The sequence below is a fragment of the Paenibacillus sp. FSL H3-0333 genome (assembly GCF_038002805.1).
In the GTDB taxonomy this organism is placed as follows: Bacteria; Bacillota; Bacilli; order Paenibacillales; family Paenibacillaceae; genus Paenibacillus_AQ; species Paenibacillus_AQ silagei.
Genome location: NZ_JBBODG010000001.1, coordinates 1,816,134 through 1,838,392 on the forward strand (window position 1 = coordinate 1,816,134; position 22,259 = coordinate 1,838,392).

General features: G+C 52.6%; 24 protein-coding genes and 1 riboswitch. Of the genes, 21 read left to right on the forward strand and 3 right to left on the reverse strand.

The window, feature by feature from the left end; genetic code table 11:
- Nucleotides 1–157 precede the first annotated feature (157 nt).
- From MHH78_RS08160 to MHH78_RS08195, 8 genes are all read left to right on the forward strand, one after another.
- Nucleotides 158–1,786 (forward strand): putative polysaccharide biosynthesis protein, encoded by a 1,629-nt coding sequence (locus tag MHH78_RS08160; protein WP_209875896.1) that lies wholly within the window; start codon nucleotides 158–160, stop codon nucleotides 1,784–1,786.
- A gap of 114 nt (nucleotides 1,787–1,900) precedes the next feature.
- A complete protein-coding gene (locus tag MHH78_RS08165; protein ID WP_341167088.1) occupies nucleotides 1,901–2,245 on the forward strand; it encodes a thioredoxin family protein in 345 nt (114 codons plus the stop codon).
- A gap of 108 nt (nucleotides 2,246–2,353) precedes the next feature.
- Complete coding sequence (locus MHH78_RS08170) at nucleotides 2,354–3,289, forward strand: COX15/CtaA family protein (RefSeq protein WP_341167089.1); 936 nt, start codon at nucleotides 2,354–2,356, stop codon at nucleotides 3,287–3,289.
- Between the two features lie 61 nt (nucleotides 3,290–3,350).
- The gene (locus MHH78_RS08175; protein ID WP_341167090.1) at nucleotides 3,351–5,123 is read left to right on the forward strand and encodes a UbiD family decarboxylase; all 1,773 of its coding nucleotides are present in this window, start codon (nucleotides 3,351–3,353) and stop codon (nucleotides 5,121–5,123) included.
- Nucleotides 5,124–5,149: 26 nt separating this feature from the next.
- The gene (locus tag MHH78_RS08180) at nucleotides 5,150–5,896 is read left to right on the forward strand and encodes a Cthe_2314 family HEPN domain-containing protein (RefSeq protein WP_076081601.1); all 747 of its coding nucleotides are present in this window, start codon (nucleotides 5,150–5,152) and stop codon (nucleotides 5,894–5,896) included.
- Nucleotides 5,897–5,988: 92 nt separating this feature from the next.
- Nucleotides 5,989–6,124: riboswitch (SAM riboswitch) on the forward strand.
- 100 nt (nucleotides 6,125–6,224) lie between these two features.
- Entirely contained in the window at nucleotides 6,225–7,241 is a 1,017-nt protein-coding gene (locus MHH78_RS08185; RefSeq protein WP_341167091.1) for a methionine ABC transporter ATP-binding protein, read from the forward strand.
- Nucleotides 7,241–7,900, forward strand: a complete 660-nt coding sequence (locus tag MHH78_RS08190; protein WP_036722016.1) for a methionine ABC transporter permease — start codon at nucleotides 7,241–7,243, stop codon at nucleotides 7,898–7,900. The genes MHH78_RS08185 and MHH78_RS08190 overlap by 1 nt, the downstream gene beginning before the upstream one ends.
- Before the next feature lie 58 nt (nucleotides 7,901–7,958).
- Nucleotides 7,959–8,834, forward strand: a complete 876-nt coding sequence (locus MHH78_RS08195; RefSeq protein WP_340938298.1) for a MetQ/NlpA family ABC transporter substrate-binding protein — start codon at nucleotides 7,959–7,961, stop codon at nucleotides 8,832–8,834.
- 184 nt (nucleotides 8,835–9,018) lie between these two features.
- Here the strand turns inward: MHH78_RS08195 and MHH78_RS08200 are convergent, their stop codons facing one another.
- The gene (locus MHH78_RS08200; protein WP_036701687.1) at nucleotides 9,019–9,267 is read right to left on the reverse strand and encodes a NifU family protein; all 249 of its coding nucleotides are present in this window, start codon (nucleotides 9,265–9,267) and stop codon (nucleotides 9,019–9,021) included.
- Between the two features lie 82 nt (nucleotides 9,268–9,349).
- Between MHH78_RS08200 and MHH78_RS08205 the strand changes: the two genes are divergently transcribed.
- Nucleotides 9,350–9,604 (forward strand): YuzB family protein, encoded by a 255-nt coding sequence (locus MHH78_RS08205; RefSeq protein WP_063829082.1) that lies wholly within the window; start codon nucleotides 9,350–9,352, stop codon nucleotides 9,602–9,604.
- A 26-nt stretch (nucleotides 9,605–9,630) separates the two neighbouring features.
- Here the strand turns inward: MHH78_RS08205 and MHH78_RS08210 are convergent, their stop codons facing one another.
- Nucleotides 9,631–10,692 carry an NAD(P)/FAD-dependent oxidoreductase gene (locus MHH78_RS08210; RefSeq protein ID WP_036722010.1) on the reverse strand — a complete coding sequence of 354 codons (1,062 nt, stop codon included), beginning with the start codon at nucleotides 10,690–10,692 and terminating at the stop codon, nucleotides 9,631–9,633.
- A gap of 78 nt (nucleotides 10,693–10,770) precedes the next feature.
- Nucleotides 10,771–11,877 (reverse strand): aminofutalosine synthase MqnE, encoded by a 1,107-nt coding sequence (mqnE, locus tag MHH78_RS08215; protein ID WP_341167092.1) that lies wholly within the window; start codon nucleotides 11,875–11,877, stop codon nucleotides 10,771–10,773.
- Nucleotides 11,878–12,258: 381 nt separating this feature from the next.
- On the opposite strand from mqnE, the gene MHH78_RS08220 reads away from it, so the two are divergent.
- The 12 genes from MHH78_RS08220 (at nucleotide 12,259) to MHH78_RS08275 (ending at nucleotide 21,881) form a co-directional block, all read left to right on the forward strand.
- Nucleotides 12,259–12,618: a HesB/IscA family protein gene (locus MHH78_RS08220; protein ID WP_076081607.1), complete on the forward strand. Its 360-nt coding sequence runs from the start codon at nucleotides 12,259–12,261 to the stop codon at nucleotides 12,616–12,618.
- Nucleotides 12,619–12,790: 172 nt separating this feature from the next.
- Complete coding sequence (locus MHH78_RS08225) at nucleotides 12,791–13,390, forward strand: hypothetical protein (protein ID WP_341167093.1); 600 nt, start codon at nucleotides 12,791–12,793, stop codon at nucleotides 13,388–13,390.
- Nucleotides 13,391–13,653: 263 nt separating this feature from the next.
- Complete coding sequence (locus tag MHH78_RS08230) at nucleotides 13,654–14,319, forward strand: GntR family transcriptional regulator (RefSeq protein ID WP_341167094.1); 666 nt, start codon at nucleotides 13,654–13,656, stop codon at nucleotides 14,317–14,319.
- 18 nt (nucleotides 14,320–14,337) lie between these two features.
- Nucleotides 14,338–15,498, forward strand: coding sequence for an amidohydrolase (locus tag MHH78_RS08235; RefSeq protein WP_341167095.1), 1,161 nt, complete (start codon nucleotides 14,338–14,340; stop codon nucleotides 15,496–15,498).
- A gap of 42 nt (nucleotides 15,499–15,540) precedes the next feature.
- On the forward strand, nucleotides 15,541–16,584 hold the full coding sequence (locus MHH78_RS08240; RefSeq protein WP_341167096.1) for a methionine ABC transporter ATP-binding protein: 1,044 nt from the start codon (nucleotides 15,541–15,543) through the stop codon (nucleotides 16,582–16,584).
- Nucleotides 16,559–17,218 (forward strand): methionine ABC transporter permease, encoded by a 660-nt coding sequence (locus MHH78_RS08245; protein ID WP_076081622.1) that lies wholly within the window; start codon nucleotides 16,559–16,561, stop codon nucleotides 17,216–17,218. The genes MHH78_RS08240 and MHH78_RS08245 overlap by 26 nt, the downstream gene beginning before the upstream one ends.
- 27 nt (nucleotides 17,219–17,245) lie before the next feature.
- On the forward strand, nucleotides 17,246–18,265 hold the full coding sequence (locus MHH78_RS08250; protein WP_341167097.1) for a uroporphyrinogen decarboxylase family protein: 1,020 nt from the start codon (nucleotides 17,246–17,248) through the stop codon (nucleotides 18,263–18,265).
- A 12-nt stretch (nucleotides 18,266–18,277) separates the two neighbouring features.
- Nucleotides 18,278–19,111, forward strand: a complete 834-nt coding sequence (locus tag MHH78_RS08255) for a MetQ/NlpA family ABC transporter substrate-binding protein (RefSeq protein ID WP_341167098.1) — start codon at nucleotides 18,278–18,280, stop codon at nucleotides 19,109–19,111.
- Nucleotides 19,112–19,127: 16 nt separating this feature from the next.
- Complete coding sequence (proC, locus tag MHH78_RS08260; RefSeq protein ID WP_341167099.1) at nucleotides 19,128–19,943, forward strand: pyrroline-5-carboxylate reductase; 816 nt, start codon at nucleotides 19,128–19,130, stop codon at nucleotides 19,941–19,943.
- The gene (locus MHH78_RS08265; RefSeq protein ID WP_341167100.1) at nucleotides 19,943–20,716 is read left to right on the forward strand and encodes a VOC family protein; all 774 of its coding nucleotides are present in this window, start codon (nucleotides 19,943–19,945) and stop codon (nucleotides 20,714–20,716) included. The genes proC and MHH78_RS08265 overlap by 1 nt, the downstream gene beginning before the upstream one ends.
- 122 nt (nucleotides 20,717–20,838) lie before the next feature.
- Nucleotides 20,839–21,318 carry a DinB family protein gene (locus MHH78_RS08270; protein ID WP_341167101.1) on the forward strand — a complete coding sequence of 160 codons (480 nt, stop codon included), beginning with the start codon at nucleotides 20,839–20,841 and terminating at the stop codon, nucleotides 21,316–21,318.
- Between the two features lie 23 nt (nucleotides 21,319–21,341).
- Nucleotides 21,342–21,881, forward strand: a complete 540-nt coding sequence (locus tag MHH78_RS08275; protein WP_341167102.1) for a GNAT family N-acetyltransferase — start codon at nucleotides 21,342–21,344, stop codon at nucleotides 21,879–21,881.
- Nucleotides 21,882–22,259 lie beyond the last annotated feature (378 nt).

Below are 22,259 nucleotides of genomic sequence, written 5' to 3' on the forward strand. Positions count from 1 at the left end.
ACTAAAACCATTGCAAGAACATATATTCGCTTTATATAGCATAACCTAATTCCCTCAAAATTCCAAGCTTAAAACAATGTCATTCATCTCGCCACTTTAGAGGTAGGGAAATTTTAACAACAGCTAATTAAATTTATTGTGAAGAAGGCGAAACAGCTTGTCCACCAAGAAAGAATCCTTTGTCAAAGGCACACTAATTCTGGCGGCAGCCGCACTGGTGGCCCGTGTCCTAGGGCTTGCCCAGCGGGTGCCGCTGGAGCATTTATTCAATGAAGTCGGTAACGCTGCGTTTACACAAGCCAACAACGTGTATCTGCTGCTGCTGCCGCTGGCGACAGCGGGAATTCCCAGTACACTTAGTAAAATGGTGTCCGAGCGCTATGCGCTGAACCGCCCGCAGGAAGCACAGCAGGTGTACCGGGCGGCGCTGATTTTTGCGGCTGTGGTTGGTGTGCTTATGAGTGTGGCGCTCTACATAGCCGCTCCTTATTATGCGGAATCCAGCAAGGTTCCCGAGAGTACCTTGGCCATACGGGCGATTGCCCCGGCGCTGCTGCTATTCCCCGCGATCGCGATGATGCGCGGGTATTTCCAGGGGCGTAACAATATGATGGCCGGCGGCATCTCACAGATTGTTGAGCAGATTGCCCGGGTATCCACGGCCATTCTGCTTGCCTTCATTCTGCTGCGTCAGGGCTACAGTAACACCTGGATGGCAGCAGGCGCATCCTTCGGGAGTGTGCTCGGCAGTATCGGCGCCTTTGGTGTGATGCTCTATTATGCCATGAAGCTGCGCCGCAGCGAGGAGAAGGTTGCATTATATGAATCGAGTGAGGCCCGTATCCCGCTGCTGAAGATTTACAAGGATATTTTTAAGCTGTCCATACCAATTGTATTGTCTTCCGTTACGGTGCCTGTAGTGAACTTCATTGATACTACCTTTATTGTGCCGCTGCTTAGCGGACAAATCGGCTTGAAGGAAGCTACGTGGACACTGGGGATCTTCGGCAGCCGGGCACAGAGTGTGGCCGGGATTCCTCCGGTCTTGTCGATCGCCCTCAGTGCATCGCTGATTCCGATTATATCTGCCGCCTTCGCCCGCAAAGATGAACAGCACCTGCAGCGTCAGGTCACACTCGCCATGCGGGTATCCATTCTGACCGGCACACCGGTTGTGCTCTCACTGGTCGTGGCTGCTTATTCTGTGAATGGCCTCTTGTTCAAAACACTCGATGGAAGCGGCATTGTGGCGATGCTGACGCTGGGTACCATTTTCCAGATTACGATGATGACTACCAACTCGATCCTGCTTGGAATGGGCAAATCGCGGATATCGATGTATTATGTACTTGTTGGTATCCTCGTGAAGTTTGGTTCTAACTTCTTGTTCAGCCAGTGGTTCGGCATCTACGGCATTATCGGCTCTACGGCATTGTGCTTCATTGTCATTACACTGCTGAATCTGCGGATGCTCAAAAAAATCGTACCCTTCTCCATTCTCGGTAAACGCTGGGGAGGCTTCTCCATTGCGGTTCTGGCCTCGGCCGGTATCGGCTATGGTCTGAATGAAGCAGGCCTATTGATGACTGATCTGATGCCGGCCCGTCTGGCCTTCCTGATTACCTGTCTGGTGGTTGGAGCGGCAGTCGTGATTGTGTATCTGGTTCTCCTGATCATTCTGGGTGTACTCAGCAGTCAGGAGATTGCCGGTTATCCCCGTCCGCTGCGCAAGCTGCTGGGTCCTTTGATGAAGTTGCAGCCTGCCCGTGTGCGTGCCGGTGAATAATGATATGACTATTGTCTTGATTTGTCATTATTGTTTGACTTATTCCGTACATTTTGCTTCACTTAAAGAGCAAGCTTCTTGTGTAACTTTCTGATAGAAGGGAATGGTCAATAAATGGACAAAATCAGCTCGCCTGCCCAGTTCCAGGTGGCAATTCAGTCTCCGCGCCTGACGGTGGCAGTCTTCAAGGCAGAGTGGTGTGTGGATTGCAAATTCATTGATCCGTTCATGCCGGATGTGGAACAGAAATATGCAGAGCGTCTTACCCTGGTCGAAGTGGATGTTGATGCCGTAGGCGATGTCAGCCAGGAACAGAATATACTGGGCATTCCAAGCTTTGTCGCGTACACCGATGGACGGGAACTGGTCCGGTTTGTGAACAAGCTCCGGAAGTCCCGGGAGGAAATCGAGAAGTTTCTTGATACGGCGCTGGACGTTTATCTCAGCATTCACAAGTAATTCCGCAGCACCGCTTTCGCCCTATCCGAGCAGAAGCGGTGATTTTTTTCTAATCATATAAGCATTTATATGTTTCATACTCATTCCTATACAATACGGGTGATACTATTGACGACACTTCAATTAAAATGGCTAAGCTATCTGACCTGTCTCATTATGTTCATGGCGCTGTTTGGCGGGGTTGTGGTGACGAAGACCGGCTCGGGACTGGAATGCGGAAATCAGTGGCCGCTGTGCCACGGGAAGCTGATTCCGGCCTACACCATCGGCTCTCTAATTGAATATACCCACCGCTTGTTCAGCGGTCTGGCTGGCCTGCTGTCCCTGGCTTCCATGGTTGCCTTCTGGCGTTATGCCAGGCACCGCAGAGATCTGCTGGCCTATGCCCTGCTGACCCTGATCTTCGTCATCGTTCAAGGCGGGATGGGAGCGCTTGCAGTAGTGAAATCGCAGTCGGCTGCGGTTATGGCCCTGCATATGGGCTTCTCACTGATTGCCTTCGCCGGTTCGCTGATGCTGGCGCTTGGGACCAGACGGACATTCGCTCCAGGAGCGGAATTCAGCACAGGAAGTCCCAAAGTCCGCCCAGCCTTCCGCAACTTAACCTGGGTTACTGCAGTATATTCTTATATCGTTGTCTACATTGGAGCCTACGTAAGCCATACTAGCTCCCAGGGCGGGTGCTCCGGCTGGCCGCTGTGTAACGGGCAATGGATTCCGGAGATGAGCGGCGGAGTAGGGATCGTATTCATGCACCGGATGGCGGCGGCAATTCTGTTCCTGCTGACGGCTATACTTGGGCATCTGGCCTTCTGGAAGCATAAGGAGCTGCCGGAGCTGAGGGCTCTGGGAGTAGCGGCAGTTCTGTTATGCCTGATGCAGGTATTCAGCGGAGCCGCAGTGGTATACACATTAAATAATGAAAGATTGTACATATTTGCTGCGTTGTCTCATATCGTACTGATCTCCGGACTCTTTGGGGTTCTGTGCTACATGAGTGTAAGGGTCTGGCAGTTAAGCGGAGCTGGCAGGGGCAGCAAGTGATAAGGTAACGGCAACGGTGGACGGGATAAGCATAAGGTCCTGTTTGAGGAGGAACACTATAGTGCGATACGGTAATTTACGACAATGGATTGAGCAGCTCCGCAGGGATAAGGATCTGGCAGTGATAGATACCCCTGTTGATCCTTATCTGGAGCTTGCCGAAATTCACCGCCGGGTGGTGGAGGAGGAAGGCCCGGCACTGCTGTTCACGAACGTGCAAGGAACACCGTTCCCGGTCGCTACGAACCTGTTCGGTACAGTTCAGCGCGTCAACAAGGCCTTTGGGACAAGACCGGAGCAGCTGCTGAAGTCGCTGACAACGGCGATCGATCAGCTGATTCCGCCTTCAGGCGCCGGCTTATGGCGGGAGAAGACGGTGCTGCTGGAGCTGCTGAGGGCAGGAACCAAGAATATACCGCAAGGAGAGGCTCCGGTACTCGGCGTCTGCAGCAGCAGTGATCCGCTGAAGGAGCTGCCCCGGATTACGGCCTGGCCTAAGGACGGCGGGGCGTTCATCACGCTTCCTCTGGTCTATACGGAGAATATCACCAACCCCAAAGATCATAATCTCGGACTGTACCGGATTCAGATGTATGACGACAGCACCACAGGTATTCACTGGCAGATTCACAAGGGCGGCGGCTTCCATCACTCGCAGGCAGAGCTTCTCGGCGAGACCCTGCCGGTGTCTGTCTTCATCGGCGGGCCGCCGGCCCTGATTGCAGCGGCGGTGGCACCGGTGCCGGAACGGATTCCGGAGCTGATGCTGGCTTCGCTGATGCTGGGCGGCAAGCTTCCCATGGTGCAGGACCCTTTGGGCGGGCACCGGATTCCGGCTGAGGCGGAATTCTCCATCCGGGGACGCGTGTCTCCGCTGGAGCGGAGAGCGGAAGGGCCGTACGGCAGCCAGTCCGGCTACTATTCCATGCAGCATGATTTCCCGGTCATGCATGTTCAGCGGATGTGGCACCGCAAGGATGCCATCTACCCGGCGACCATCACCGGCAAGCCGCGTCAGGAGGATTATTATCTGAAGGATTATTTGCAGCGGCTGCTCGCTCCAGCCTATCCTATGCTGATCCCTTCGGTCAAAGCGCTGTGGTCCTACTCCGAATCCGGTTCGCATTCACTGACCTCAGCGGTTGTGAGGGAGAGCTATCCCCGTGAGTATATGGTGTCAGCGTTTCGGATCTTAGGGGAAGGTCAGCTCTCCTTAACCAAATTCCTGCTGCTGACTAATGTGCAGGTGGAGCTAACGGATTTCCCCAAGCTGCTGGAAACGGTGCTTGAGCGCTTCAATCCGCAATCGGATCTGACGATCTTTGCCAATACCTCCATGGATACACTGGATTATACCGGACGCAAGCTGAATCATGGCAGTAAGGCGGTGATGGCGGGCATCGGCAGCCCGGTCCGTCAGCTGCCAAGGACCTATACAGAGGGTCTGCTTCCATCAATCACCGCCGCTGTGCCTTATTGCGGAGGATGTTTAGCCGTTTCCGGTGCATCCTATGAAGAGGACCCGGAACTGCCGGAGCGACTGGTGGCTGCCTTCAAGGAGAGGGAGACCGCCTGGCCGCTGATTGTGCTGGTGGATCAGGCGGAAGAGGCGGTAAGCACGCAGACCTCCTTCCTGTGGACCGTATTCACCCGCTTCAATCCGGCAGATGATATCTATTCGGCGGCCGGGGTACACCGGGGCAGCGTCAGCTATACACTGCCGATCATTATAGATGCCCGGATGAAGCCGGGATACCCGGAGGAGCTGGCTCCGAGCGAAGATATTGCGAAGCGCGTAGGCCGCAACTGGAACCGTTATTTTCCTCTGGCGTAGAAGTGAATTTTAAGGAGGGTCAAAATATGCTGCGGACGTTACTTGGAGAGCCGCCCCGCGTGAACAGCGGTGTGCTGGCTGAAGCTATGGAGTCCATGGCGAAGGCAGCCTCCATGCTGCGCAAGGAGATGGCGGCACATGAAGACCATGACCATGAATACCGCAAGCTGGAAATTTGGACACGCGGCCTGATCTCCTCTCTGGATGAGCTGGAGCAGAGCTGGTTCGCAGCAGCCTTTTTCCGGAAGTCAGTGATAGCCGGTTATATGGACGACATGTCGTCCACAGAGCAGGGGGAGTACGCCAGATATGTGTATTTCTACAAGGATGGCTTCATCCGTGTCTTCTCGCTGCTGGACAAGCTGGGCACGGTGCTGAATAATCTGTACAATCTCAATACAGGCAAGGTGAAGACGCATTTCTCTTATTTCACGGTGCTGAGGCAATTTCAACTGCTTCACCCGCATCATCCGCTGGCGGAGAAGCTGGAGCGAATCAGGAATTCCTACCGGGAGCCGGTGGAGAATCTGCGCAAGCGGCGCAACGCTGAGATCCATTACATGAACGCGGAGATGACCGACGACCTCTGGCAGCGTCACCAGGGATTGCATGACAAGATTCGTCTGGAGGATCTCGACAGCCACCTGGAGGATTTGAAGCAGAGCCTGGAGATGGTATGCCAATCACTGGCCGCCGCATACAGCTACGGGAATGAACAATGGCACAAGAACAAAGCGGCCCCAAGCCCGAAATCCGGACAAGCCCGTCCGTAAAAACTTACCTTTGACAAAAATCTCGAAACTGAATTATACTTAGGCATACATTAACTTCTGACAGGATACGGAATCTATAACTTCATATTATGATCTTATCGAGAGCGGCGGAGGGATAGGCCCGATGAAGCCCGGCAACCGGTTTGAATACAGCCTTACGCTGCATCCAAATGTCATGGTGCTAATTCCTACAATGCCGCCGGATTCGGGGGTTTTGGCAGATGAGAAGGCATTGTCATTATACACACAGGGCCTCTTGCGATCTGCATGGATCGTAGGGGGTCTTTTTTGCAATGATGGAAGCTAGAACAGAAGGGGGACGCAGCGGTTGATAGAATTGAAGGATATAACCAAGGTGTATGGCAAAGGCAATAAGCAGGCAACTGCACTCTCTGCGCTGAGCCTGTCGATTAAGAAGGGGGAAATCTTCGGGGTGATCGGTCACTCCGGGGCCGGCAAAAGCACGCTGATCCGCTGCATTAATCTGCTGGAACGTCCGACTGCGGGCGAGGTGTGGGTGGACGGTGTCGAGCTGACAGCGCTCAGCCAGGGACAGCTGCAGGAGCAGCGGCGTAAGATCGGAATGATTTTTCAGCATTTCAATCTGCTCTCATCGGCTACAGTCTATGATAATATCGCGTTTCCGCTGCGGCTGATCGGAGCCGGAAGGAACGAGATTGAACAAAAGGTTAAGGAACTGCTCGCCCTGGTCGGATTGGAGGAGCATTGGAATAAGTACCCGGCTCAGCTATCCGGCGGACAGAAGCAGCGTGTCGGAATCGCCCGGGCGCTGGCAAGTGATCCGGATGTTCTGTTATGCGATGAGGCGACCTCGGCGCTTGATCCGCAGACCACAGACTCCATTCTGCGTCTGCTGATGGATATCAACAGCAGATTCCATCTGACCATCGTGCTGATTACCCATGAAATGCATGTGATTCAGAGCATCTGCGACCGTGTTGCCGTGATCCATGGCGGCGGTATTGTGGAGCAGGGTGAAGTGGCCGAGGTCTTTCTGAAGCCGAAGCATGAGGTGACCAAAGAATTCATCCGCAGTGAGACCCAGTCGGACGGACCGCTCCGGCAAGCGATTGATGCTGTGCAGCCAGGTTACACGAAGTCGGTCAAAATCACTTTTCTGGGGCAAAAGACTTACGGGTCGACGCTCTCACAGGTGGTTCAGGGAACCGGGGTTCACTTCGCCATTCTCCATGGCACCATCTCTACAATCAAGGATGTTCCTTACGGCCAGCTGATCGTCCGGTTCGAAGGACCTGCCGATGCGGTTGAAGCCACGCTCACTGAGCTCATAGCGCAAGGTCTTGATGTGGAGGTGATTTTGTAATGGACTTTAGCACAATCAATTGGGAAGAAATGCTGGAAGCTACGATTGCTACACTCAAAATGATCGCTATTTCAGGAATATTTACAATAATCCTTGGTTTACCGCTAGGAATTGTGTTATATTTATGGGGCAAGTCAAATAACGTTATTATCAGGGTGGTTTACTCGGTATTATCCTTCGTTGTGAATATCCTGCGTTCGGTTCCTTTTATCATTCTGATGGTTGCCCTGATTCCGTTCAGCAAGGCCATTATGGGCACTTCGATTGGTGTGCTTGGAACGATTCCGGCACTGGTGATCGGCGCGGCGCCCTTCTTCGCCAGACTGGTGGAGACGGCACTGCGGGAGGTTGACCGGGGAATTATTGAAGCGGCGCAGGGCATGGGAGCGTCCACCGGGCAGATCGTTATGCGCGTGCTGCTGCCGGAGGCTCGTCCGGGTCTGCTTGCCGGTGTAACCATTACTGTTGTGACCCTTGTCTCGTATACCGCAATGTCCGGAATGATCGGCGGCGGCGGACTGGGTGACCTGGCGATCCGCTACGGATATTACCGCTATGAGAAGGAAGTCATGCTTATCTCGGTAGCGCTAATGGTGATTCTGGTGCAGCTGCTGCAAATGGCCGGTGACCGGCTGGTAAGACATTTTACACGGAAATAAGGTACGTCCACATATAGCCTTATTCAATAAACCATATGGATTAGAGGGGGATTTACAGATGAAAAAAGTACTGCTTACATTCTTCAGCCTGACCTTGATATTGGTGCTTGCCGCTTGCGGAAACAACAAGGCGAATAACACCACGAATTCTGCTGCGACAACGGCACCTACAGAAGCGGCTGCTGCAGAGCCGACTACAGAGCCTGCTGCGGACCCGGTAACCCTGGTGATTGGTGCTTCTCCTGTACCGCATGCGGAGATCCTCAAAGCAATTGCCCCACTGCTTGAAGCCCAAGGCATTAAGCTGGAGATCAAAGAATTCACAGATTATATTCTTCCCAATACACAGCTTGCCGAGAAGCAGCTCGATGCGAACTTCTTCCAGCACAAGCCTTACCTGGATGATCAGAACACCAAGAACGGCACAGATCTCGTATCTGTAACTGCTGTTCATGTAGAGCCATTTGGCGCCTATTCCAAAAAGATCAAATCGATCGATGAATTGGCAGAAGGTGCGAAGGTTGCGATTCCGAATGATGCAACGAACGGAGGCCGCGCCTTGATTCTGCTGGCGAAGAACGGTCTGATCAAGCTGAAGGATGACACCAATATTGCTTCCACCAAAGCGGATATCACTGAGAACACCAAGAAGCTGGATATCATTGAGCTGGATGCAGCCATGCTGCCACGTCAGCTGGATGAAGTGGACCTGGCGCTGATTAACACCAACTTCGCACTGGATGCCAAGCTGTCTCCTACGAAGGATGCGTTGTTCATCGAAGGCGGAGATTCCCCGTATGCTAACCTGCTGGTAGCCCGTCCTGACAATAAGGATTCCGATGCCATTCAGAAGCTGGCAGCAGCGCTGACTTCCCCGGAAGCGAAGGAATTCATCGAAAAGCAATATGACGGAGCAATTATTCCGGCATTCTAAGCTTAAACCTAGGGAAGCTGAATAAATCTAATGAGACCAGAAGAAGCCCGTAGTCAGAAATGGCTGGCGGAGCGGCTTCTGGTCTTTTTTGAATAGCCGGGTGGTTGATCCTGCAGACGAAATCCTCTATAATAAAAAAAATCCCGGCCTCTTAGCGGAGGCCGGGATGGTTTATGAAACGGGATTAGAATACCTGAACGACTTCTTCCACGCCTTCTACTTCTTCAATCAGGGCGCGTTCGATCCCGGCTTTAAGCGTGATCGTGGAGCTTGGGCAACTGCCGCATGCACCCATAAGCTTCAGCTTAACGATGCCGTCTTCAACATCAATCAGTTCCACGTCACCGCCATCGCGCTGCAGGAACGGACGAAGTTTATCAAGGACTTCCAGTACTTCATCGTACATGGTTGCGCTTTGTACATTCTCACTCATTTCTCAATCACTCCTTTCGTATGTTTATTATAGTACAAAAAGTTAAAAAATAAAATGGTTAAGGCAGAATAGGGAGATCATCATGAGACCAATTATAGAATTCTGTGCCAGCAACATCGGCCACGGCACTGAACCGCTCAAGCTTAAGCTGGAGCAAAACCCTGAATATGATGTAGTGGAGTACGGCTGTCTGAACAACTGCGGAGAGTGTTATCTCCAGCCGTTCGCCATGGTTGACGGGGAGATCATTGAGGCTGATTCCCCCGCTGCTCTGGAAGAGGCCATAGAAGCCGCTATACGAGAGGCAGAGGCCTGGGACAACCTGGAGATAGACTAAGCCGCCTGGATTCAAGCCGGGATTCTTTAGCCGAAATGACGTTTGGACATCCACAGGACGCCGCTCTTCAGCAGGCGCGGGACCCGGCCCATGACGGAGCGGCGGCCCATCAGGCCGAAGCCGGCATTTTTGCCGAGTGAACCGAGGGTTCCCTTCAGCTTAATTTTATTCAGCTTCGGGGTTTCTCCCCGCCATAACGCCTGTAATATCTGTCCCACCTGCTCGCCCTGGGCACCCGCCGCCTGTGCACTGGGCGCGAAGGGCAGGCTGGCACAGTCCCCGATCACATAGACCTCCGGATATTCAGCGATATTGTAATATTCCCCCACAATGAGCCTGCCTCCACGGTCCTTCGGAAGCTCCAGCTGCTGCACGACCTTCACGGGTTGAATACCGGCAGTCCATACCGTCACATCCGCCGGAATAGCTTGGGTGCCATTGAAGATGGCATCCTTCTCGACATGAGAGACCGACACCCCGCCAATCGTCTCCACTTGATGCTCACTGAACCATTCCTCGACATACCTGGACAGCTTGGCCGGAAAAGAAGATAAAATACGTTCTCCCCGGTCCATCAGAGAGATATTCAGATCCGGCCGGCTCTCCCGCAGCTCAGAGGCAATCTCTACGCCGCTCAGTCCCCCGCCGACAATATTGACGGTTCCATAAGGCTTCACATCGTTCAGCCGGCGGTAAGTTTCCCGGGTTCCGGCGAAGCTCTGAATACTGCAGGTGTATTCCTCGGCACCCGGAATGTTATGGTAATTATCCGTACAGCCGAGGGCAATCGCCAGGATATCATAGGCTACCGGCTCCCCGGAATCGAGCAGGACAAGCCTGCTCTCCAGATCAATGGAACCCACCTGCCCGTAACGTACGGTCAGGCGGGGGTGTACCGGGAATTGAATCCGCAGATGGTAATCGGTGGCGGTGCCTGCGGCCAGTGCATAATATTCGGTCTTGATCCCCTGATACGGCATCCGGTCCACCAGGATGATTTCCACATCAGGAGGAAGATGATTATCCAGCAGTTGCTGAATGAGGGCAAGACCGCCGTAGCCGCCGCCCAAGACAAGTAGGGTTCTCATGCCAACTGATCTTCCTTTCGGGTACATAATGGACAAGGCAGTTCTGCGTTCACTGGCTGAGGTAAGCTTGTTCTTTTCTTATTCGTATACCTTGATCTCGTTATAGAAGGTATCCCGTTCTACAGGAATCCGTCCTGCGCCCTTCACGAGCCAGATCAGCTCATCCCGGGTCAAGCCCTCCGGTGTCAGCGCGCCGGCAGCGTGGCTGATCCGTTCCTTCAGGATCGTTCCGTGCACATCGGAAGCGCCGAAGTTCAGGGCAACCTGGGTCAACTGGGGCCCGATATTAATGAAGTAGGCCTTGATATGATCGAAATTGTCCAGCATCAGGCGGCTGACGGCAATGGTCTTCAGATCCTCATTCGCGGAGTTGCGGCGCATAATGCCCGCATTCTTGTTCTTAGGCTGCATGGACAGCGGAATGAATACCATGAAACCGCCGGTCTCGTCTTGTAGGTCACGAATTTGCAGCATATGGCGGATGCGGTCTTCACGGGACTCAATCGAACCGTACAGCATCGTGGTATGGGTCTTCATGCCAAGGTGATGGGCGGTGCGGTGCACCTCGAGATATTCCTCGACATTGGCTTTGTCGACGCGCATTTTTTTGCGGTACTGGTCAGACAGAATCTCTGCCCCTCCTCCGGTAAGGGTCTTCAGTCCGGCGGCGCGCAGCTGCTCCAGCACTTCACGGATACTAAGTCCGCTGATGCGGGTGAAGAAGTCGATCTCTGCCGCTGTATAAGCCTTGAGAGTCACCTCGGGGAAATGCTCGTTCAGAGCACGCAGCGAATCAACATAGTACTGGAAGGGCACATTATCATTATGCCCGCCTACAATATGGAACTCGCGCACGCCGGGATGAATATGCTGCTGCACATACTCCACCATCTCCTGGCCGGAGAGGGTGTAAGCCCCTTCTTCGCCTTCATCCTTGCGGAAATTGCAGAAGGCACAGCGGGATTCGCAGACATTGGTGAAATATAGACTCATGTTCTCGATAAAATAGACTTTATTCCCGTTCTTTCGCAGATTAACCTCATTAGCCAGCTGTCCGATCGTTAAGAGATCGTTACTCTCATATAAATAAACGCCGTCTTCCAAATTCAATCGTTCTCCGCCGCGAACCTTCTCAATGATGTTCGCCATCCGGGCATCTGTGTGGGGTGTAATAAGGGTAGACATATAAGTTCCTCCTGAAGGTTGGCGAGGCAATTGCATCGCATAATCGTGTACCTGAGAATATCCGGCAACAGCCGGCATTATAAATAGAGGTTAACTGCAACCCCCGTGACAATTTTTCGAAAATTTATCGCTTTTCTCATTATAAACTTCTCCCGTAGGGTGAGCAACCGCCAGAAACGGCAGGTCTTCCGGGACAAATCGCTTACCTTCGCCCGGTTTACGACTTGAGGGCAGAAGAATAGTGGAGTATACTGATTGAAAGAGCCGTTGAAAATGATATACATCATACTCATTATTTTCTCAAGCAAGGCATTGATTTCATTACGTACAGCCTGAAGGCTGCTTGATTCTAATACAATGATACTCAAGGAGGTTGTTATTATGATTAACATAAGTGAGACAGCGGCAGGCCAAATTAAGGCTATGCTTGCAGAGCAGGAAGTGCCGGATATGTTTCTCCGTCTGGGCGTAACCGCCGGGGGCTGCAGCGGATTCTCCTACGCTATGGGCTTCGATGATACCGAGACTGAGCAGGACATCTACATGGACGTTGCAGGTCTGAAGGTGGTCGTCAGCAAAGACGATATCCGTTACCTCAACGGCCTGGAGATCGACTTCGAAGAATCCGGCATGACCGGCGGCTTCACCATCAACAACCCCAACGCCAGCGCCACCTGTGGCTGCGGCTCCTCGTTCCGCACGAAGGAAGAAGCAGGGAACCCGGCGGCGGAGCCTTGCTAAGCTTGTGAATGCTGATTTATTGATAAGGTAAGCGTGGATTGCGGCTTTCTAGACCTCTTAATTGTGTATGGTGCAAACTGTACTTAATTAGGAGGTTTTTTATGTTGACTTAAACCATTATATGTTAAAATATGGTGATGAAATAATTAATGGAGCTGTGAGGAGGATAAAAATGATACGAATGCCATTTGAACGCCCAACAGAGCATTATGATGAACGGATTATGGATATCGATAAAGAAATTTGCTCTTTGATCAAGAAGAGAAAGGAGGTCTCGGATAATAATCCAGGATTTCCTCCGTTGGAGTATATTACTAAATGGTCAGAAGCCTTTGAACTCTATGAAGATTTCCTAAACTCCTTATTCTCAAGTATGATGAATGAAAAACAATTTAAACCAATGATCGAACCCGCAGGATTTAGACAACACATTGCAATTCTGAAATCAGTCGTGGAAGGGGAGCGTTTCTATACTCTAACGTCCTTACGACAATACACCAATGCAAGTGTATTAACACTAAATATAGATTGGGACGATGAGCCGAAAATGGACTCCAATTCTCATCAGCATAGCCATTACGAACTATATATTAATGACCAATATGACTGCCGAATGATTAATGGTGGAAGCGGATCGGACCATGCATCATACAAATATGTAGTCTCTCCGCCATTACCTGATGAGATTTCAGGAATTCAATTTAGGTTCAAAGAATACAGTCACCCGTTCAAGATGGGTGAGGCAAGTGATGAGATAGTATTTGAACTTTAGTAAGGTGAATAGCCCTCCACACCTATTAGGTGTAGGAGGGTTATTTATTTGTCCAATTTTAGTGTCGATTCGCAATTCCCCTATAAAACATACTTGACTAGTGGGATTAATAGGATTATAGTATGAAAAAAGCTTGATTGCACAGAGAGATTTTCAACTGATACTTTCATTTTATCTTGAATATCTTTCATCTTTAATAATTGTATACAATTATACAGTTGACCGGGCGACCCGCAAATGAGTAGCGAGGAGCAATGAAATCTATGGAAATGCGTTCACGAAGATTGTCGAAGGATAATACCTACTATGCACTTAAGCAAAAAATAATAGATAGCGAGCTGGAGCCGGATCAGGCGGTTAACGAAGAGAGCCTGGCGGCACTGCTCGGGGTCAGCCGGACTCCGTTACGGGAAGCGATTCAGCGGCTGGAGAACGAGGATTTCCTGGTGCGCCAGCCCAACGGCAGGCTGCGGGTAGCCCCTTTAACGATTAAGGAGGTCGAAGAGATCTTCCAGATCCGCAGTATGCTTGAAGGCCATATCGCCAGAAGCGCTGCCAGAAACGCTACCATCAAGGATATTCAGCGGTTAACGCTGATTCTGGAGAAGCTGAAGCAATCCTTCCAGATGGGGGATCAGCAGGATGTGGTATCCTATGGCTTCGAATTCCATGATTACTTGTGGGAGATCAGCGCGCTGAAGACTTTTGAGAAGGTGCTGAACCAGCTAAGAGACCGTTCCCTCCGGTATTGTCGTTATGTCTCTCTGCACGGGGACTGGAATACGCAGGCGGATGAGGAGCATCTTGTGATTCTGCAGAGGATTGTAGCCAGGGATGAGGAGGGGGCGGAGCGGGCGATGCGGGAGCATATCTTAAGCAGCCTCGCGACTGCACTGGAGCGGATTAGAGGAATTGAACATACGGAATGAAGGGGGAAGAACAGGAATATGAGACCACAGCATGAGACGGAAGAAGCACTGGCAGCCCGGCTAACCGAAGTGCGGAGGAACCTGCACCGTGAACCGGAGCTTAGCAATCAGGAGTACAGAACCACGGAGAAGCTGCGTAAATGGCTGACTGAAGCGGGGATACGTGTGCTGGACCTTCCTCTGAAGACCGGGCTGATCGCAGAGGTGGGGCAAGGTGATGGCAGCATAGTAGCGATCCGTTGCGATATCGATGCCCTGCCGATTGAGGAGCAGACGGGCCTGCCGTTCGCATCAGAGATTCCGGGAGCCATGCATGCCTGCGGCCATGACTTCCACACCGCTGTCATCCTGGGTGCGGCGAGCCTGCTGAAGCAGCGTGAGCATGAACTGCCGGGCAAGGTCAGAATCCTGTTCCAGCCGGCTGAAGAGACGGGACACGGTGCGGAGGATGTACTGGCATCCGGCGGGCTAAGCGGGGTGGAGGCCATCTTCGGATTACATAATTCACCGGACCTGCCTAACGGGGCGTTCGGCACAAGAACGGGAGCTTTAACGGCGGGGGTGGATCGCTTTGAGATTACGGTGCAAGGGGTCGGCGCTCACGCTGCTACACCTGAGAAAGGGGTAGACACCATTGTTACCGCCGCTCAGATCATTACGATGCTGCAAACCGTAGTCAGCCGCCTGAATAACACGCAGGAGCCGGTCGTGCTCAGTGTGACCCGGATCAACGGGGGCTTCACCTGGAATGTCCTGCCGGAGAAGGTGGAGCTGGAAGGTACAGTACGTACGTATAACGAAGAGATCCGCAGCAGCATCCCGGCCCAAATGACGCGGATCATAGAAGGGATTGCAGCCGCAGCCGGAGCAGAGGCGAAGCTGCACTGGTATCCCGGCCCGCCCGCTACGGTCAATCACGGAGCATGGACAGATTTCACCAAAGAGGTCGCGGCACAATCAGGCTATGAGGTACACGATATTCCGCCGCAGATGGGCGGAGAGGATTTCGCCTATTATTTGCAGCAGATCCCGGGTGCTTTTGTGAACATCGGAACCGGCCCGAACCATGCGCTGCATCATCCCCGCTTCGATGTCGATGAGGCGGCCATCCTGCCGGCAGCCAAGTATTTCGCTCTCCTGGCAGAAGAGGCGCTGGCGAAGCTGAAGCAGCAGGCTTGAATCCTGAGTCCTAAATTTACCAGATGATTGAGGGGAACAACTATGATTGAACTACGGAATGTGTACAAGACGTTCACCCGCAAAGAGGTGAAGATTGAAGCGCTGAAGGGGATTAGCCTGAAGGTGGAAAAGGGCGATATCTTCGGAGTCATCGGCTACAGCGGAGCCGGAAAAAGCACGTTAATCCGACTGGTCAATTACCTGGAACGGCCGTCTGAGGGCCAGGTGCTGGTGGACGGGTACGATCTGGGCGCGTACAGCGACAAAGAGCTGCGGGCAGCCAAGAAAAACATCGGCATGATTTTTCAGCATTTTAACCTGCTGGAGTCCAAAAAGGTGTTCGACAATGTGGCCATTCCACTCGTCCTGCTGAAAAAGAGCAAGGCGGAAATCCGTAAGCGGGTGGAGGAGCTGCTCGATTTCGTCGGGCTAAGCGACAAGGCTGGAAGCTATCCGAGCGAGCTGTCAGGGGGACAGAAGCAGCGGGTCGGGATTGCCCGGGCGCTTGCCTCGAACCCTTCCATACTATTGTGCGATGAAGCTACTTCCGCTCTGGATCCGCAGACGACACAGTCCATCCTGCAGCTGCTCAAGCGGATCAACGCGGAATACAACATTACCGTGATGATCATCACGCATGAGATGTCGGTGATTCAGGAGATCTGCAACAAGGTAGCCGTAATGGAAGAGGGACGGATTATAGAGCAGGGCAGCGTGCTGGATGTGTTCGGAGAACCGAAGCATCAGACGACGCAGAATTTCGTCAAAACAGTCATTCAGAACAGCATGACCACAAGCGTCCGCAGAACTCTGAAGACAGAGCAGGGGAGCCGGGTGTATAAGCTGAATTTTGCCGGGGAGAGTGCTTCTGAGCCTGTGCTGTATGAGATCATCCGCTCTTATGGCGTTAAGGTTAACATCCTGTTTGCGAATACGACAGAGATTCAAGAGACGACGCTCGGTACGATTATCGTTCAACTGCAAGGTGATCCGGCACAGATGGAAGCGGCCTTGAATTACATGAAGCAGCATGAGGTACGGGTAGAGGAGGTGAAGTCCTATGTTCTCGACATCGATCACAAGTGAGCAATTCCTGAAGGCGATTATTGAAACGATTCAGATGGTAGGCGTGTCGCTATTCATCGGCTCGCTGCTGGGTATTCCGCTGGGCATCCTGCTAGTCATTACCCGTCCGGGCGGCGTTCTGGAGAGCAAGTGGCTGTATACATTACTGAATCCCTTAATTAACGTCATCCGTTCAGTTCCGTTTATTATTCTGCTATTTGCCATTATTCCGTTAACAAGAGCAATTGTTCATACTTCGATTGGGACCAGTGCCGCAATTGTTCCGCTGATTATCTATATCGCACCCTATATCGCACGGCTGGTCGAGAATTCGCTGCTGGAAGTGAATCCGGGCATTCTCGAAGCTGCGGAAGCGATGGGCGCAACACCACTGCAGGTGATATGGTATTTTCTGCTGCCGGAAGCGGTGGGCTCGTTAATTCTCTCCCTGACCACAGCGACGATCGGGCTGATCGGGGCTACGGCAATGGCCGGGGCAGTAGGCGGCGGAGGGGTCGGCGACTTGGCAATCGTGTACGGTTATCAGCGTTTTGACGAGGTGGTCATGTTCGCGACGGTCATTATTCTGATCATTCTGGTGCAGGGGATTCAGTCCCTGGGCAACACATTGGCGCGCAAGATTCGCCGTTACTAGAGATTACGAGACAAAGGGGATAGGCAGATGAGTGTATGGAGCAAGCAGGAGCGTTTTCAGGCGATCTTATCCGGGGAACTTGCGGACCGTCCGATGGTCAGCGGATGGCGCCACTTTATTGACAAGGAGCAGAACGCTGAGGACTTGGCGTCGTCTACGATATCTTTTACGGAGAAATATGATTGGGACTGGGTGAAAATCAACCCGAGAGCGACCTATCTGGCGGAAGCCTGGGGAAATGAGTATAACTTCGCAGATTACCGGACGGTATTTCCGAGACAGCTGACTACGGCAGTTCCGGCAGCCGCGAATCTCTGGAATCTTGAGGTGAAAAAAGCCGCGCAAACCCCTTCGCTGCTGGAGCATCTGGAGGCGGTAAGGAAGATCCGCCAGGGCTTGCCGGATACGCCGCTGATTCAGACGGTCTTCTCACCGCTCACGGTATTGCTGTTCATAGTAGGACGTTCTGCTTATGTTACGGAGACCGTATTCGGGATTGAGCAGCCGGTGACGCTGGAATCGCTCTTCAAGGAACACCGTGCCGCTGCGCATCATGCCCTGCATGCGATTGCCTTAACCTTGGCCGATTATGTGCAGGAGCTGCGGCAGGCGGGATCAGATGGACTGTTCTATGCGGTGACAGGCACAGCCCACCCCGGCTTATTCGATGAAGCGATGTTCGATGAGCTGTCGAGACCATATGATTCCATCGTGCTGGAGGCGGCGGGCTATGGCAAGAATATTTTACATACCTGCGGTGCTCATGCCCAGCCTGCGAAATTCAATGATTACCGGATTGACGGGATTAGCTGGGATACGGTAGCCGAAGGCAATCCCGGGCTGGACGCCGATCTCAAGGCTACGAAGGTGGGCGGAGTGGATCATGGGCTGTTTGCCGGAAATCATCTGGAGCAGATTCAACAGCAGGCTAAGGAAGCCTTGGCCAAGATGAAGGGGCAGCCGTTTATTCTGTCGCCCAACTGCGCCATTCCGCTGACGGTTACAGACGAGGCATTAGTGCATTTTAAAAACACAGTATTAGGATAGGGGATGAGAGTGATGAGGAAATTACTGGCGGTTCTACTGATTAGTTCGATGGCGGTGCTGGCGGCTTGCGGTAACAATAAGGAAGCGGCAAGCTCCGGGGACAAAAAGGAAATCACAGTCGGATTCGGCGTAGGTACGTATGAGGAGCAGTTCCGGCAATCCATTCTCCCGATCCTGGAAGGAAAAGGGTATACTGTAGATATCAAAACCTTCTCGCAGAATATGCAGGTCAACCCGGCCATGAAGGAAGGCTCGATTGACGCGAGTATCTTCCAGAGTACGGCCTATATGGATGCGATCAATAAGGAAATTAGCGCCGATATGGTAGGTATTGCTTATGTTCCAGGTGCACCGCAGGGGCTGTACTCGGTTAACCACACGACGCTTGACGATGTGAAGGACGGCACTACGGTAGCGATTCCGAACGACCCGGTTAATCAGGAGCGCGCGCTGCGGATTCTAGAGGAGCTGGGTTGGGTCAAGATCAAAGAGGGCGCCGGGGTAGCGGACTTCAATGTGAACAGCGTGGAGCCGGACAAGTTCAAGATTGACCTGAAAGTGCTGGACCCGGCGCAGATTCTGGTCTCGCTGCAGGACGTTGATTATGGTGTAGTGAACGGAAATTATATCGCTAACGCTCCCGACCGCAAGATTACAGATGCGCTGAAGATTGAGAATACGCCTATGCAGCACAGAATCATCGTATCGGTGAACAAGAAGGACCAGGATACCCAGTGGGCCAAGGATCTGAAGGCTGCGTATGAATCCAAGGAGTTCGAGGAATACATCTTGGGACAGGAGAAATATGCCGGGTTCATTCTGCCGGAGGCTTGGGCCAATAACTAATCTAATCAGGGAGTGAATGGAAGTGTCAAAAGGCAAGATTCATTTCATTGGCGGCGGGCAGATGGCGGAAGCGATCATCCGGGCCTGCCTGGCAGGCGGCACGCTGGCTGCCGGACAGATTAGTGTAGCGGATATTCATGAGGGACGGCTTCAGCTATTAAAAAGCAAATATAACGTAGTCACGGAGAGTACGCAGCAAGAGGCCCTCTCCGCCGCCGAACTGATCGTTATTGCGGTCCGGCCGCAGGATGATCTGGCTGCACTTGGAGCACAGGTCAAGGAATATGCTGCACCGGCTGCTGTCATTGTATCGATTGTAGCGGGGGTAACGATTGCCCAGCTTGGAGATTATTTCGGAGCAGAACGTCCGATTGTCCGGGTGATCCCGAATACCTTGACCGATACCGGTTATGGATACAGCGGTGTAGCTCTGAATGCTGCCGCTTATCTGGAGCAGGTAGAAGCATTTCTACTGGGCTTCGGCAAGGTGCAGGTTCTGGAGGAATCCTATATTGATATCTTCACAGGCTTCGGGGTAGCCGGACCGAACTACATCTATTATTTCATTGAGTCGTTCACGGATGCCGGCGTTCTGGCCGGACTGCCGCGGGAGCAAGCCTGGAAGGTGGCGCTGGAAAATATGCTGGGAGCGGTGGCTATGCTGCAACAGACCGGACTGCATCCAAGACAACTGCTGGACATCAACAACTCGCCTGGCGGCGTCGGTATGCACGGCTTGTATGAGCTGAACAACAGTGATTTCGCTGCCGGGTTGCAGCGGAGTGTACTGGCCGCGGTGAAGCGGACCACGGAGCTGGGAGTGAAGAAGTAATGGCCGTACTGAAATGGGATCACCTTGTACATTATGTGAATGATCTGGACCAGCCGGTTCAGCTCTTCGCGGAGCATGGACTAACAGCCTTCCGGGGCGGATCGCATAAGGATTGGGGAACGTATAATGCCCTCAGTTATTTCGGGCTCACCTACCTGGAGTTCCTCGGCATCGAGAACCTGGAGCTGGCACGGGCGACCAAGCATAATGTGGTGGTGAGAGATGCCGTCACGCTTTTGCCGGAGCATGAAGTGCTTAGCCGGGTGGTGCTGCGCACGGATGATATTGAAGCTGTTGAGGCAACGCTGAGGCAAGCGGGTTTGTTATTGTCGCCGGTCATTGACGGCCGCCGTCTGGATGATCAGGGCCGGTTGATCGAATGGCGGATGATGACCATTGACGGTGACTTCCAGGGACTGCCCTATCCGTTCATTATTCAGTGGAACGAGAGGGATGAGCAGCGGCTGGCTAGTCTGAACAGTGCGGGAATCAACCGTCCTCACCCTGCAGGCCAGGTGGAGGTCGTCAGTGCAGGCTTCCGGGTCAGCGATCCGGCCGCTGCCGCCAGCCACTGGAGTGAACTGTTTGGTCTTCCGGTGAGCGCACCTGCGGATGGTTCGAATGGCAGCTACAGCCTTAAGGCCGGAGACCAGACGTTTGAATTCACGCCAGGGGAGGAGAACCGGCTCAGCCGGATCATGTTCCGCACGGACTCCCCTCAGCTGAAGGGACAGACGCTGACTGTTGGCGAAGGCGAGTACGTGTTTGAATAAATGCAGGATAAGCTTAGGGGACAGGCTGTTGCCGCAATTAGCGGTAGCAGGCCTGTCCTGTTTTATGTTAAAGTGTGACACAAGAATGGAGTAAGGGAATATATGGAGAATGGAGGCGGCGGATGCAGAAGCTATTTGAGTATAACTGGCAAGTACGCCAGGATTGGTTCAACTGGTGCAGCGGGGTGGACAGGGACGAATTGATGAAGCCGCACACCGGGGGCTTAGGCTATATCCTGCCCACGTTGTATCACATTGTAGCGGTTGAATACGGCTGGATCTGCGGCGGCATTCAGGAGAGAGCCATTGAAATTCCAGCATTCGGGGAAATCGCCAGCCTGGAGCTTGTGCAGGATTTCTCCGCCCGCTGCCATGCGGAGCTGGCTCCGTTTGTCTACGGCTGGTCGGATGAGCTGGAAGACCGGATTATGGTTGATATTACGGATGAAGGGGAACGCGAGCCCCACCCCTACGGGGAAGTGATGAGGCATGTGATCGCCCATGAGATCCATCATATCGGCCAGCTCTCGGTATGGGCGCGGGAGATCGGCAAGCCGCCGGTGACAGCTAATTTGATTGGCAGAGGGTTGTTCGACAAATAGAAGCGTAAGGAGGCCACAGAGATATGGAATTTGAGACCAGACGTCTGATCATCAGAGAGTTCACTCCAGAGGATATAGGGCAGGTACATGAGTATGCGTCCGATCCGGCTGTAGTGACACATTCAATATGGGGGCCAAATTCACTGGAGGATACCCGCGAATATATCCGCCATACGCTGACATTGCAGCAGGAGGAGCCGCGCCAGGGCTTCGAGTATGCGGTAGTTCTGAAGGAGAACGGGCTGCTGATCGGCGGCTGCGGCCTGCATATTACCGGAACAGGGCAAGGGGAGATCGGCTACTGCTTCAACCGGTTATACTGGGGACAGGGCTATGCGAGTGAGGCTGCTGCTGTGCTGCTGGAATGGGGCATTGATGAACTTAGACTGCACCGCATCTATGCCACCTGCCGCCCGGAGAATATTGGCTCGGCCCGGGTGATGCAGAAGATCGGGATGATCTACGAGGGTCATCTGCGGGGACATATGTACCATAAAGAGAAGTGGATGGACTCCTATCAATATTCGATTCTGGAGGAGGAGTATAAGGGGCTGCACCGTTGACAGCGGCGCAGTATATTGCATTCATTGTTTTTCGCTAATGGCGACTAATGCGACCGGAAATCTTCAACTCTAATTCCATTTTATACAATAGATTTCACTTTAGTTCACACTAAAATGCAATCTGCTGTATTTGATACATTTGATTTCTGGATTTTTGCTTGGGAATGCCTAATTACTGAAATTCTACTGTACAAAGTGCAATAGATTGTCTTTTTGGGTGAATTTCAGAGGTATCTATTGTAGGAAATACAACAGAACCAAAAACAGAAAAAATCCAGCAAAAAAGGGGGGCGATAGCCATGAAATGGCAGCACTGCCCCCGCAGACAGTAAAGAGCGCCTGCCTGAACGGCTGGGCGCTCTTTACTGTTATTTGAAT